Here is a 14462-nt window from a genome sequence, read left to right as displayed (position 1 = left end):
TGAGCGTCCAGTCGTTGCTTGAAGTCGTCAAAATTTTTGGCCTCTCCGGGCGTCCAGGCGGTTTCGGCAATGGCAACAAGACGCGGATAGGCCATGTATTCAACGTAGTGCGTAGTGGGCAGGTATTCCGACCAGACATTGGCCTGTACGCCCAGAATGTGCTTCGACTGCTCGGCGGTTAGGCTATCGGATACGGACGGATTAAAGCTATACACTTTTTCGAGTGGCAGGAAACCGCCAATTTCGACCGGCTGCGTTTTCGGATCGGCCTGATAATAATCCAGATAGCAGTACGTAGTAGGACTCATAATCACATCGTGGTTCTGCCGGGCGGCTGCAATGCCACCATTTACGCCACGCCAGCTCATAACCGTAGCGTTCGGCGATAAGCCACCTTCCAGAATTTCGTCCCAGCCAATAATCCGCCGACCTTTCGACGTAACGAATTTGTCGATCCGCTGAATGAAGTAGCTCTGGAGTTCGTGCTCGTCTTTCAGTCCCTTTGCCTTGATCAGATCCTGACAAAACTTGCTCTGTTTCCACTCTTTTTTCGGGCATTCGTCGCCACCGATATGAATATACTGACTCGGGAAAAGCGACATTACTTCGGTCAATACGTTCTCCAGAAACGTAAAGGTTTCTTCGCGGGGGAAAAGCACCTGATCGTGAACACCCCAGGTCGTACTAGCCGTAAGCTGGCGGTCGGGGTTGGCGCCTAACTCAGGATAAACCGATAGTACAGCAACGGAATGCCCCGGCATTTCAATTTCGGGAATCACCGTAATGAACCGTTCCTGCGCATATTTCACTACGTCGCGAACTTCATCCTGTGTGTAAAAACCACCGTATGGTTTGTTATCGTATTTGTGATCGCGGTAATGCCCAACCATCGTAGCCGGACGTATCGACGCTTTTTGCGTGAGTTCGGGGTATTTTTTGATCTCTATCCGCCAGCCCTGGTCTTCCGTCAAATGCCAATGGAACGTATTCATTTTGTGCTTAGCCAGCAGATCGATGTACTTTTTGATGAACGGAACCGGGTAAAAATACCGGCCAACGTCGAGCATTGAACCGCGATACCCGTAGCGTGGCTGATCTTCGATTTCGCAGGCGGGCACCGTCCATGTAACGCCATCAACTTTTGTCGGACTGAAAACGGCGGCTGGCATCAATTGCATTAGCGACTGCACGCCGTAGAAAAAGCCCTGTGGTTTTTGAGCTGAAATGACGATTTGTTTGGGCGATACGGTCAGGGCATATCCTTCGGTACCGAGCTTCGGGTTCGATGTGGTTACAAACGAAATGCCTTTAGCCGCTTTGCCCGACGTAACAGTTGAGGCTACGCCCGTCGACTTGGTCAGTTGATCGGCCAGCATCTGCGCAATGCGCTTTACTTCGGCATCGCCCGATTGTACGCCTATGGTGAGTTTGGTCGGCAGGCTGTAACTACCGCTACGTTCATCCAGCCAGACCGGCTTTGGAACAATGGCGTATTTGCTGGTCTGTGCATACAGACTGGCTTGCACCAGACACGTGACGATCAGACAGATAAGCAGTTTTTTCATGAGCGAAGGGATTAGAACGTTTGAAGAACAAAGGTACATTCCATTGCTGTCGGATATACCAATAACAGCCGCTCCCCGACTCCTGCCAGGCAGATACATTTGCCTTTTTTACGAGCAAAAAGAAGTAAAATGCGGCTGTATTTTACCGAAAAAGCCAAACCGTCAAAACAGCCGGCACTTGCGAAAACGTTTGCACAAATTGGCTAAAAAATAGCAATCGACTGATAGGTATAAGTCGATTGCTGATAGGCTAAAGATTATTTCAGGTAACGACGTACTACGCTTGTCCAGCGTTTGTAGCCTTCGGGGAGCATATGTAGGCTGTCGGATTTGAACAGTTCAGGAACAGGCTGGCCGCTGGGTGTGAGCATAACGGGCCGGATATCAATGAATTCGGTGTTACGTTGCTTGCGCAGGTACTCTTTGATAAGCTGGTTTGCTACGTCCATCTGAGCAAAATATTTCCGGCGCGACGGGCTGGGTTTCAGCGAAATAAAGGCAAACGCTACGTTCGGTAGTTTCTGGCGGACGTGCTCGAACAGCGCCACAAAGCGTTCGTAGGTTTGCTGACCGCTCACGCCCGACGCTACGTCGTTTTCGCCCGCATAGAGCACAACCTGTTTGGGCTGGTAACGTACAATGACCCGATCGGCGTAACGGAGCACATCAGTCAACTGTGAGCCCCCAAATCCCCGATTTACTACGTTCTTTTTGGGAAACGATTCGCCCAGATTTTCCCACAGCCGAATGGACGAACTACCCGTAAATACAATCGGATTGGGGGCCATCAGGGCAACTTTGTCGAGTTTTTCGAACGCCAGAATTTCGTCTTCAAATGCCGGTTTCGTTTGCCCATTCGCCCAGACACTGACAAATAATAAACTAATAATCCAGAAGTATTTCATGAGAAAATGAATAGTGATACAATGCACGTTGTTCATTAGATAAAAGGCACAACGGTTTCCAAACTCATGCCCCGCGAACCTTTTATGAGAATGTGCGTATCGGTCATGGGATTGTCCATCAGCCAGTTATGCAGCGAAAATTTATCCGGAAAGTAGTACGCCTTGGGTAGATAGCCGAGCGCGTAATGCATGTCTTTTCCCGCCAGAATGACCAGATCGAATTTGCTTTCAGCAATCAGTTTTCCCAAAGCAGTATGCTCTGCTTCGCTTTCATTGCCCAGCTCGTACATGTCGCCTAGAATAACCGCTTTCCGTTTGGCGGGCATCGACGCAAACTGACGAATCGCAGCGGCCATCGAACTCGGGTTCGCATTATACGCATCGAGCAATACGGTATTTGTGCCTTTCGCAATTACCTGCGACCGGTTGTTGGTTGGGTTATAATTGGCAACAGCGTGGTTGGCCTCGTCGGACGTAACGCCAAAATACTCGCCAATGGCCAGTGCACCGATTATATTCTCGAAATTGTAACGACCCGGCAGATGCGTAGTGATTTCCTGACCGGCCGAATCGCGGTAAACCACAACCGGCGACTCCTGAAGCAGTTCGACAGACTTGGCTGGCGATTCAACGGCTGGATAAAAAATGACTTCGGCAAAAACCGATTCGGAACGTAGTGTTTTCAGGCGTTCGCGGTACATCGCCATCAGGGTTTTATCGCGGGAGTTGATAAAAACAGTACGTCCGTTCTGGGCCAGATAATCGTACAGTTCGCCTTTGCCCTTCCGAACGCCTTCAATACCGCCGAAGCCTTCCAGATGTGCTTTTCCTACGTTCGTGATCAGTCCGTGCGTAGGCTGAGCAATGGTACACAGCAATTCGATTTCTTTCTGATGATTGGCCCCCATTTCGACCACCGCTAGTTCGTGCTGCTCATTGAGCGACAGAATGGTGAGCGGTACGCCAATGTGGTTGTTCAGATTGCCGACGGTTGCGTAGGTGCGGTATTTTTTGGCTAATACGTTGGCGATCAGTTCCTTCGTTGTCGTTTTTCCGTTCGATCCTGTCAGGCCAATAACCGGTATGCTGAGCGTTTGCCGGTGGTGGCGGGCCAGGTCTTGCAGCGCCGTCAGACCGTCGGCTACCAGCAAACAACGTGGGTCGCGTTCCGCCACCGCTACGTCGTCGACAAGGACGTAGCGAGCGCCTGAAGCAAGGGCTTGTTCGGCAAATTGATTACCATCGAAATTGGCACCTTTGAGCGCTACAAACAAACAATCGGGGGTAATACGGCGGGTGTCGGTCGATACGCCGGTACATTCCAGAAATTTATGATAGAGTTGATCGGTGGTAATCAGCATATTCAACCGTTTTAATCGTTTTCTAAACACAGAGGGCATACAGCCTCATTAAAAAGAGGATGTTCTGCGCTCTGTGCGTTCAAGTAATAGCCAAAATTAGATGAAAAAGCTGTTTACGCTTTGTTTGCTGTTTATTCCGTTTCTTACCTACGCCCAATCGGGTGGAAAGATTAGCTTTCAGTACGACCCAACTCCGCCAGTAAGTGTTAACAGACGGTCGCTGTTGAATCCATGGGCGGGTGGATTAAATGCAACGCAATACTCAACCATACGCCTGAACAACGATGCGCGCGATGATCTGATGGTGTATGATCGGACAACGAGCAAAATCAGTACGTTCATCGCGGTCGACAATCCTGCCGGAACCGGAATTGTCTGGCAACATGCTCCTGAATACGAAACAGCTTTCCCGGCTATAAGTGGCTGGATATTATTGGTCGATTACGATCAGGACGGACAGAAAGACATTTTTACGCCTGGCTCCGGCAACGTACTGGTGTACCACAACGAGTCGAAGAATGGACAGCTAGCCTTTAAACTGGTCGCGAACCCGCTCATGACCGAGGGGTACAGCGGAAAAATTCAGCTTTATATCAGCAGCGTAGATATACCGGCGATTACGGACTATGACGACGATGGCGACATTGATATCATTACGTTCGACGTGACGGGAAATCTGATTGCTTACCAACAGAACATGAGTGTTGAACGTACCGGCCAGAAAGGAGGGCTGGATTTTAAACGCTACCAAAACCTGTGCTGGGGGCATTTTCAAAAAGAATACTGCAATGATTTTGTGTTTGGCATCCAGTGCGATGGGTCAGGCCGGGTGGGGTTAAGTACGGGCAGTGCCCGCCCTATGCACACGGGTAATACGCTGACGGTGGTTGATACGGATGGCGACGGGCTGAAAGATTTGCTGTTTGGCTTTGTGTCCTGTGAAAATATTGCCCGGCTACGTAATGCAGGTCCTAATAACGAGAAAGCCAACTTTGTTAGTTACGATAGCTTATTTCCGGCGGCCAACCCGATTCTGTTCCCGGCTTTTCCGGCTACGTTTCTGGAAGATGTAGATGGTGATGGGCTGAAAGATCTGTTAGCATCGCCGAACGTGAGTCTAAACGAAAACCAATTGTTCGATTTTCGGGCGTCGGGCTGGTTTTACCGAAATACGGGTACGTCGGCAAAACCCAATTTTCAACTGGCAGAGAAAGATTTTTTACAGAGGGATATGCTTGACCTGGGCGAACGGGCCGCACCCGCACTGGCTGATCTTGATGGCGATGGTGATATGGATTTGCTGGTTGGGTACGATGGCGTCGGTTTTGGTACGAATTATAAAGGTGGAATCTGGCAATTTGAGAATAAGGGCACTACGCAGGCACCGTCATTTTCGCTGGTTACGACAGACTATCTCGGCATCAATCAATCGCTGAAGCTGACTAACGTAATGCCTTCATTTGTGGATGTTGACGCCAATGGTAGCCTGGATCTGGTCATTACGGCTACGGGCGCCAGTGGCATGGAAATTCGCGTACTGCTAAATGCTGCCGCAAAGGGGGTTGCTCCCCAGTATAACCTGACTGGTGCTACGTTATGGCCCGTTCCAGACCGATTTACGCCCGGCGACCTGCTCACCGTAACGGATATTGACCAGGATGGGAAACAGGACGTATTGATTGGTAAAGAGTACGGTACGATTGAATATTTCCGCAATACGGGCTCGGCCGTAACGCCTGTATTTCAACTACAAAATCAAGCGTTTGGAGGCTTTACCATTAACGATCTCACCTATGCCCGCGCCCGCTCGATTGTGGTGGCCGATATAAACGGTGATCAAACGAATGAACTGATTCTGGCGGCCAATAACGGAACGGTTCGGGTATATCAGTTTCCGAATCCGGTCGATAAGGCGCTTACATTACTGGATTCGCTGCCGTCGATTGGGTTTCCCGGAATGGGTTTGATCGCTACGGTCGCTGATCTTAACGGCGACGAACTGCCTGATTTGATTCTGGGTAGCGTAGCGGGCGGATTACGGTATCTGAGGAATACATCGCAGAAAGTAGTTACGGGCATAGAGGAAGAGCCGACTGGTTCCTGGGCGTTTCCGAATCCGACTGAACGGTACCTGACTATTCGGCCATTTTACGATGCGACGGTAGAAGTACTATCGCTCACCGGACAGGTTGTGCTTTCGGGGCAAACTGTTCGGGCTAACGTGGAAACCGTCGTTGATCTGAAGAACGTAGCGAGTGGCACGTATCTGATTCGGCTTATTGCGGAGAACCGACCAACACAGGTACAGAAACTAATTGTGCTGAAATAGTCGAAAACTCTTTCGGCCGTTCGTGGTTAGTGAGTATGACTGGTGATGGAAAATACGCAGCAATTTCAGTCATTACCACCAGCCATTAATCGCTATGGAAAATACGAACAACCCTGACCAACAGCGTGTCGATCAAGATTCGGGTGGTCCACTGGAAGGTATGTCGCCCCAGCACAACCGTATGCCTTTAAACGACGATGAGCAGGATTCTGTCGTTTATGCGGGTTTGGGCGTCAACAATCATCCGGATATTATGAATCCAGGCAACGATGAGGCTTCTGATACGTTGCTCTATACGGATAACGTTACGGCGCGCCATGCTACCGATGAAATATCGAATGATGAAGAAATCGATGAGTTTACGGATGAGTTAGATGATGACGAGGATCTATCGGACGACGACATCGACGAACAAATCATTGAACTCGCTGAGGAAGAGGATGAAGGCAATGAACGATACTAATCGCCATTGATACGGGTAAAATCATTCGCGAAACAGCGGGTCCGAAAAAGGTATTCAGAGCTATGTTCCTCTGAATACCTTTTTTGTTGATAAATCCTGGAATCAGTTAATGGTTACTCCTCCGCTGACATAGCCATTTACTGCTATCACCGTAGAACCTGAGGTGGACGCCGTAAATACGAGCAGCAAACGAGTTCCGGCCGTAACCGGTATGGAAAGGCCGGATATAAGTCCAGCACCTGTAGTATTGACAGACACAGTGCCCGACAAAGTAGGCGTCAGCGTCAGAACGGCGCCCGAGATCGGTGTGAATGACGACGAAGAACCGGTTGCCTGATACACTTGTGCTGTAATCGTGACAGGGGTTGTAGCCGTAAACGTAGCAGTACTACTGAAAAAACCAGCGATGGACGTGATCGTACCCGATCGGGGGGCAGGGAAGGCAAAATGAAGCAGGTTTCCGCCACCGCCAGAAAGGTCAATTGCCCCATTGATAATATAAACCGTCGACGCAGCGTTGCCGAAGCCGGGCAGACTAGCCGCTCGGGTTGGCCCGGTTAGCATGGTAACGGGCATCCCGGACGCGTACGGAATAATGGTTCCCGACGAAGAACCACCACTATCTTCGGTGGTAAGCAGCCGCATCCAACTGCCCGATTTGTAGACATAAAACCCAGCCGGTGCCGTCGTTTGATACACCAGTAAGCCTTCGGCGGTCGCTGTTACGTTGGTCGTACTCGTCACTCTGGGAATCAGCAAACCTTTCGATGTCGATCTGATTTCCAGCTGAGCACTCGGGTCAGGACTTGTCGTACCAATACCCACCTGAGCCATACTTACCCTGACGACCAGCAAAAGAAAAAATGTAAGGCCAAAGGATATTACGTTTATCATGACGATCCTGTTTAAACTTTTATTTTTCTGGCCCTTTTACCCCTAAATCCCCTAAAGGGGACTTTGTCTGCGAGTGAGCCAAGTCCCCTTTAGGGGATTTAGGGGTAAAAGGGCCAAACAATTGATGTATTTGTCACTCAGGAAGAAAGTCTAAACAGCTTCAACGAATTGCCTTGTCTGGAACTAATTACTCTTAAATGTATAATTGGTAACAAGGTTTACTAAAATTGCTATTTTAGTTTAATAATTTCAAATAATGTTACGTTTTTATAGATTATAATTTTTTTGAGTAACAAAAGGATGGAGATCGAATAAGGAATGCGTTTAACCGGCTAGGCTAAAACAAAAACGCAGTGAGTCCCAGGCTTGTGCCTATGTCGTCAGGGGAGAACGAGAAGTTTTGTGGTAAGTAGTCGCTGTGATTGCCTGTGGTTATTGCTCATTTACTCCACTAAAACAGGGCTTTGGTGGGTCTAGTTTAATTATTTTTTAATGAACAGGAATAGATTGGCCACGATTGCTGTTCTCCTAGACGACTGCTTATACAACCTCATGTACGCTCACCATTCTATAAACAGACTGTCTTCTTTTTATGTAGGCTTGATTTTAACGCTAAGCCAGTTCAGTTGCGGCTCATCAAGTCAGGAAACATCAACGGCGACTCAAATTCCTACCTTACCTGTCGTGCAGGTCAAAACGGCTTCAGTTACTACGTATCAGGAATTTTCTGCTACGTTGGAAGGGCGCGTAAACGTCGATATTCGCCCGCAGGTAGAAGGGTATCTGGAAAAAATTTACGTTGATGAAGGAGCCGCCGTTCGGAAGGGGCAGCCTTTGTTTCGCATCGATACCCGCACGTATCGGGAGCAGGTAGGTAATGCTAACGCTACGTTGCTGGCGGCCAAAGCCAACCTGGACAAAGCCGCGCTTGAAGTGGCCCGATTAACACCCTTAGTTGAAAACAACGTAGTGTCTGATGTTCAGCTTAAAGCGGCTCAGTCGGCTTATGCGGCTGCGAAAGCGAATGTTGAGCAGGCCAGGTCGATGGTTGGTAGCGCCAATGTCAACCTGAACCGGACGCTTATTACGTCGCCAGCGAGCGGCTACATCGGTCGCTTGCCGTACAAAGCCGGTAGCCTGGTCGGACGGACGGAGCTGCAGCCCCTGACAACAGTATCGGATATCCACGAGATCTACGCTTATTTTTCGATGGGCGAAGTCGATTTTCTGCGTTTCACGCAACAGGCATCGGGTGGTAGTCTGGACGACAAAATCCGGAAGTTGCCTCCTGTAGATCTGGTGCTGGCGGATGGGAAAGCGTATGCGCAGAAAGGCCGGATCGAAATGGTGTCGGGACAATTCGACAAAACGATGGGCGCCATTAGTTTTCGGGCTGTTTTTCCGAATGCGCAGGGACTGCTACGTTCTGGAATTACCGGGCGCGTTCGTATTCCGGAGCAGCATCCATCGGCTGTTGTTGTGCCGCAGGAAGCTACGTTCGAGCGACAGGACCGGGTCTTTGTCTTTGCCGTAGCCGACAGCAACAAAGTGGTTAGCAGACCCCTTCAGATTGCGGGAAAGAGTGGCAACTTCTATCTGATTACCAAAGGTATTCAGCCAGGTGAACGTATCGTTCGGGAGGGTATCGACCGACTCCGTGATGGCGATGCGATTACGCCCCGGCTCGTTGCTGCCGACAGTCTGGCGACTAATCGCGCGCTTTAGTGATTTTTTGGTGTATCCATCGTTCTGATCGGCCTATATGGTCAGGACGTTTTTAGCAAAACCATGCTTAAATTATTCATCGAACGTCCGGTACTAGCTACAGTTATTTCCATCCTGCTGGTCATTCTGGGCGTTATCTCGCTTGTTACGTTACCCGTTACGCAGTTTCCCGAAATTGCTCCGCCCAGTGTGCAGGTGGCGGCATCGTACCCTGGCGCCAATGCCGAAGTGGTTGCGCGTTCCGTGGCTACTCCGCTCGAAGAAGCGATTAACGGGGTCGAAAATATGACCTACATGACTTCGTCGTCGGGCAATGATGGGTCGGTAGCGATTAACATTTATTTCAAACTTGGCACCAACCCCGACCTGGCGGCTGTGAACGTCCAGAACCGGGTGGCCAAAGCGACAAGTCTGTTGCCTGCCGAAGTCATTCAGGCGGGGATTTCGACGCAGAAGCAGCAAAACAGCATGATTATGATCCTCAACCTGAATAGCGACGAGGATGTGTACGACGAAACATTTTTGCAGAACTACGCCAAAATCAACCTGATTCCTGAGCTTCAGCGCGTAAACGGGGTGGGACAGGTGATGGTGTTCGGGGTGAAAGATTATTCGATGCGGGTCTGGCTGAAGCCCGATCGGCTGGTTGCGTATGGTTTGTCGCCCCAGGAAGTGATGGCTTCCATTCGCGAACAGAACCTGGAAGCCGCGCCTGGTAAAATTGGCGAGAACAGTCAGGAAGCGTTTGAATACGTGATCAAATACAAAGGCAAGCTGAATCAGCCCGAACAGTACGAAAACATCGTTCTGAAAGCAAATACCGATGGGTCGTCCATTCTGCTGAAAGACGTAGCGCGGATTGAATTTGGCTCGTTTACTTACAGTGGCGATACGCGGGTGAATGGTCGGCCCAGCGTTGGAATTGCGATCAATCAGATGGCGGGTTCCAATGCCAACGATATCCAGGTGGCGATTCTGGCCATTATGGACAAGGCCAAAGGTGCGTTTCCGAAAGGCATCAACTACACGATTGGCTACAGCACCAAAACCTTCCTCGATGAATCCATCGATCAGGTGACGCACACGCTGATTGAAGCCTTTGTGCTGGTGTTTATCGTCGTGTTCCTGTTTTTGCAAGATTTTCGTTCGACGCTCATTCCGGCCATTGCGGTGCCGGTGGCCATTGTCGGTACGTTCTTTTTCATGCAGTTGTTTGGCTTTACGATCAATTTGCTTACCCTTTTCGCGCTGGTGCTGGCCATCGGGATTGTGGTCGATGATGCGATTGTGGTGGTCGAAGCGGTTCACACCAAAATGGAGAAGAGTAGGCAGTCGGCGCGGGCCGCTACGTTACGTTCCATGCAAGAAATTTCGGGTGCCATTATTTCTATTACGTTGGTAATGGCGGCCGTATTCGTACCGGTGGGTTTCATGAACGGTCCGGCGGGTGTGTTTTACCAGCAATTTGCGTTTACGCTTGCCATCGCGATTCTGATTTCGGCGGTGAACGCACTGACGCTGAGCCCGGCGCTTTGTGCCTTACTGCTGAAAAATCCGCACGCGGAGGGGCATACAAAAAAAGGATTTTTGAACCGATTCTTTGATGCATTCAATGCGGGCTTTACTTCGCTGACAAACCGCTACGTGGGCGGTCTTCGGTTTCTGATACGTCATAAATGGGTAGGATTGAGCGGGCTGGCGCTCGTGACGGCTGTTACGGTCTGGTTGATGCGGACAACACCCAGCGGTTTTATCCCCTCAGAAGATCAGGGTTTTATCGCCTATTCGCTGAAACTTCCGGCGGGCGCATCGTTGCAGCGGACCAAGAAAGTGGCCGATAAAATTGAAGGCATTCTGCACAAAACGCAGGCCGTTGAACAACACATCGAAATCAGCGGGTTTAATATGATTGCCAACTCCGCCAGCCCATCGTATGCCGCTGGTTTTGTGAAGATGCGTCCTTACGAAGAGCGGGGCGCCGTGAAAGATCTGCAACAGGTAGTTGATACGGTGAGCAAACAAGTGGCAGGTGTAGAAGAGGGCCGGGTTGATGTGTTTACTATGCCCACCGTACCGGGTTTTAGTAACGTTGATGGCTTCGAATTGCTCTTGCAGGACCGAACGGGTGGCTCGCTTGATAAGCTGAGTGCTACGGCCAATGCGTTTATTGAAGAAGTGCAGAAACGCCCTGAAATTGCAGCCGCATTTACTACGTTCGATACGGGTACACCCCAGTTTGAACTGGAACTGGACGTAAAGAAAGCTAAACAACTTGGCGTATCGACCAGCGATATTCTGCAAACCATGCAGGTGTATTACGGTAGTACGTTTGCGTCAGATTTTAACCGTTTCGGCAAATTCTACCGCGTTATTGCGCAGGCCGACGCACCGTACCGCGCCGATCCGTCGTCGTTGAACAGTGTTTACGTTAAAAATTCGACGGGGCAGATGGTGCCTATGACGACCTTCGTTACGTTGAAACGGGTGTATGGACCCGAAGCCGTTACGCGAAATAACCTCTTTACGTCGGTGATGATCAACGGGATGGCCAAGCCTGGCTATAGCTCGGGTGATGCGATTCGGGCGGTGGAAGAGGTGGCGAAACAGAAGCTGCCCATTGGCTACACCTACGAATGGACCGGCATGACGCGTGAAGAAATTGCCGCTGGCGGTCAATCGAGCCTGATTTTCATTTTGAGTCTGGTGTTTGTGTACTTTCTACTGGCAGCTCAGTATGAGAGTTATGTATTGCCATGGGCCGTTTTGCTATCCATTCCCACGGGTATTCTGGGCGTTTTTGCGTTCATCAATTTCGCCGGAATCGACAACAATATTTACGTACAGGTCGGGTTGATCATGCTGATTGGTCTGCTCGCCAAAAACGCGATTCTGATTGTTGAGTATGCCGTTCAGCGACGGCAGGCCGGCATGGGTTTGTTAGCGTCGGCACTGGAAGCGTCCCGGTTGCGGCTTCGCCCAATTTTGATGACGTCGTTTGCCTTTATCGTTGGGCTTATCCCGCTGATGAGTGCCACGGGCGCATCGGCCAAAGGAAATCACTCCATCAGTATCGGTACGGCGGGCGGAATGCTGACCGGCGTACTGCTGGGCTTGTTTATCATTCCCGTCCTGTTTGTCATTTTTCAGGGAATTCAGGAGAAAATCAGTCGGCCAAAAACGGCCGAAGAACGCAGGGCACTGGCTGAAGAAGCCTTTGCCGATGCACCACTAAATCGTAATTAATCATGCTGCGAACGTTTTTTTCATCGTATCGCGTTACGCTTACTTTTTTTGCCGTTACGTTTATTTTTTCGGGTTGTAAAGTTGGCCAGAATTACCAGCGACCGGCCACGCAGCTACCCGAACAGTACGGTCAGCAAACACAGGCTGATACGTTCAGTGTCGCCAAAATTCCCTGGCGGCAGTTTTTCCGGGATGCTGAACTGCAGAATCTTATTGGAAGCGCACTGACAAACAATTTTGATTTGCAGGTAGCCCTCAAACGAATTGAGGAAAATCAGGCGTATGTCCGTCAGACGCGTTTCGCGCTGCTCCCCGCCGTGAATGCGCAGATTGCTGCCTCTACGGTGACACCCTCGCGCAATAGCCTGAACGGGTTAAGCCTGGAAAATTTTATTGGGACGCGGCATCTGGAGGATTACTCCGCAAACGTGAGTTTTACCTGGGAAGCGGATATCTGGGGACGTATCCGACGGCAGAACGAAGCGACGATTGCTACGTTTCTGCAAACCCAGGAAGCCGCCAAAGCGGTTCGGACGAATCTGGTAGCTAACGTAGCAACCGGTTATTTTAACGTGCTGCTGCTGGATGCCCAACTGGACGTAGCGAAACGTAATCTGGCACTTGGCGATACGATTGTGCGGCTTGTGCGGTTTCAGAAGCAATCGGGCGACGTAACGGAACTGGCTGTACAGCAGGCCGAAGCGCAACGGCAAACGGCCGATCTGCTACGTTCGCAACTGGAGCAAGCACTGATCATTGAACAGAATGGCCTTCGTCAACTACTGGGCGACTGGCCGGGAACCGTAGCGCGGGGGAATAGGCTGACGACCTACCCAATGGCTGATACGTTGCTGGCGGGTGTACCGGCCCAGTTGCTCGGTAATCGTCCCGACGTGCGGGCTAGTGAACTGGGGCTGGTAGCGGCCAATGCCCGAACTGGAGCAGCTCAGGCGAGTCTGTACCCGGCGCTGACAATTACGGGTGCGGGTGGTCTGAACTCGTTTCAGGCAGGAAACTGGTTTGCGCTCCCTAATTCCCTGTTTTATAATCTGGCGACGGGTCTGACGCAGCCCATTTTTCAGCGTCGTCAGCTCAGAACCCAACTTGAGGTGGCTCAAATTCAACGGGATGCTGCTCTGATTCAGTTCCGCCAAAGTTTGAATACAGCCGTTACGGAAGTAGCGAATGCGCTGGCACGTAACGAAAAATTACAGGAGCAGGAACGCGTGGCAATGGTGCGTGTGCAAACCTTGCAGGGCGCTATAAACAACGCCAAGCTGCTGTTTAAAAGCGGGATGGCTACGTACTTGGAAGTGATTACGGCGCAGGCGAATGCGCTCCAGGCCGAACTGACACTGGCCGATATCAAACGCCAGCGACTTGGTGCCATGGTTGAGGTCTATCGCTCGTTAGGGGGCGGTTGGTATTAGTCGTTACAGTGCTAGAGTTTTCTGCTAAATAGCTAATTATTAAGTTTTTATGTTGATTGGTAAGCGTATGAAATCGTATTGATTTCAAATGCGGCAGACGTAGCCGTCCTAATGTTTTAGTGGGTAGAAATTCAGGACTGTTGAGGCTACTACACTCGGTTTTGCGTTATTAGGTAAAGGAGGTGTTACAACCAGATAGCCTGTATTCGGGTTGTTTAGATAAGCCAACTCTTTTACGACTGCATGTCAGGAAAAAACTTTTTCACGCAAATTCTGCTCATCGTCTTTGTACTGGTTGCGCCTGTTGTAGCTATAGCGCAGGATACAACCACGGTTCAACTTAAGTCTTCGGGGCAAACCATTCCCGATACGTTACTTTTTAAAATTCAGAAAGCACAGTCCGTTATTACCGAAATCAAGGCGGCTAACAAAAAAAGTTACGGCATCACCCGAATCCGGGCGGGACTGGCTGAGATTAAACGGAATGTAGCGCCCGTTTCCGTTGATGTGCAGACGAACAAAAACACAATTGATGCGAAAAATCTGG

9 protein-coding genes and 1 pseudogene are annotated in these 14462 nt (G+C 50.2%); 6 read left to right on the top strand and 4 right to left on the bottom strand.

Annotated features, from left to right (window positions below):
* From ACOJS8_RS12345 to ACOJS8_RS12335, 3 genes are all read right to left on the bottom strand, one after another.
* Nucleotides 1–1565: beta-N-acetylhexosaminidase (locus ACOJS8_RS12345; protein ID WP_420148845.1), on the bottom strand; the 1565-nt coding region annotated here is incomplete at its 3' end.
* A 257-nt stretch (nucleotides 1566–1822) separates the two neighbouring features.
* Nucleotides 1823–2470: a GDSL-type esterase/lipase family protein gene (locus ACOJS8_RS12340; protein WP_420148844.1), complete on the bottom strand. Its 648-nt coding sequence runs from the start codon at nucleotides 2468–2470 to the stop codon at nucleotides 1823–1825.
* A 35-nt stretch (nucleotides 2471–2505) separates the two neighbouring features.
* Nucleotides 2506–3831, bottom strand: a complete 1326-nt coding sequence (locus ACOJS8_RS12335) for a UDP-N-acetylmuramoyl-tripeptide--D-alanyl-D-alanine ligase (protein ID WP_420148843.1) — start codon at nucleotides 3829–3831, stop codon at nucleotides 2506–2508.
* A gap of 100 nt (nucleotides 3832–3931) precedes the next feature.
* On the opposite strand from ACOJS8_RS12335, the gene ACOJS8_RS12330 reads away from it, so the two are divergent.
* Together ACOJS8_RS12330 and ACOJS8_RS12325 are read left to right on the top strand one after the other, a co-directional pair.
* Entirely contained in the window at nucleotides 3932–6160 is a 2229-nt protein-coding gene (locus ACOJS8_RS12330; RefSeq protein ID WP_420148842.1) for an FG-GAP-like repeat-containing protein, read from the top strand.
* 94 nt (nucleotides 6161–6254) lie between these two features.
* Complete coding sequence (locus ACOJS8_RS12325; RefSeq protein ID WP_420148841.1) at nucleotides 6255–6623, top strand: hypothetical protein; 369 nt, start codon at nucleotides 6255–6257, stop codon at nucleotides 6621–6623.
* A 102-nt stretch (nucleotides 6624–6725) separates the two neighbouring features.
* On the opposite strand, the gene ACOJS8_RS12320 is transcribed toward ACOJS8_RS12325, so the two are convergent.
* Nucleotides 6726–7517, bottom strand: coding sequence for an exosporium glycoprotein BclB-related protein (locus ACOJS8_RS12320; protein WP_420148840.1), 792 nt, complete (start codon nucleotides 7515–7517; stop codon nucleotides 6726–6728).
* 600 nt (nucleotides 7518–8117) lie between these two features.
* On the opposite strand from ACOJS8_RS12320, the gene ACOJS8_RS12315 reads away from it, so the two are divergent.
* The 4 genes and pseudogenes from ACOJS8_RS12315 to ACOJS8_RS12300 form a co-directional block, all read left to right on the top strand.
* Nucleotides 8118–9242 carry an efflux RND transporter periplasmic adaptor subunit gene (locus ACOJS8_RS12315; protein ID WP_420148839.1) on the top strand — a complete coding sequence of 375 codons (1125 nt, stop codon included), beginning with the start codon at nucleotides 8118–8120 and terminating at the stop codon, nucleotides 9240–9242.
* Nucleotides 9243–9305: 63 nt separating this feature from the next.
* Nucleotides 9306–12485, top strand: a complete 3180-nt coding sequence (locus ACOJS8_RS12310; protein ID WP_420148838.1) for an efflux RND transporter permease subunit — start codon at nucleotides 9306–9308, stop codon at nucleotides 12483–12485.
* A gap of 2 nt (nucleotides 12486–12487) precedes the next feature.
* Nucleotides 12488–13915, top strand: a complete 1428-nt coding sequence (locus tag ACOJS8_RS12305) for an efflux transporter outer membrane subunit (protein WP_420148837.1) — start codon at nucleotides 12488–12490, stop codon at nucleotides 13913–13915.
* Nucleotides 13916–14158: 243 nt separating this feature from the next.
* A pseudogene (locus tag ACOJS8_RS12300) lies at nucleotides 14159–14462 on the top strand (mechanosensitive ion channel protein); the annotation flags it as partial.

The sequence above is a fragment of the Spirosoma sp. genome (assembly GCF_048594605.1).
Classification (GTDB): Bacteria; Bacteroidota; Bacteroidia; order Cytophagales; family Spirosomataceae; genus Spirosoma.
The sequence above is the reverse complement of the archived record's forward strand: the minus strand, read 5'-3'. Positions and strand labels throughout refer to the sequence as shown.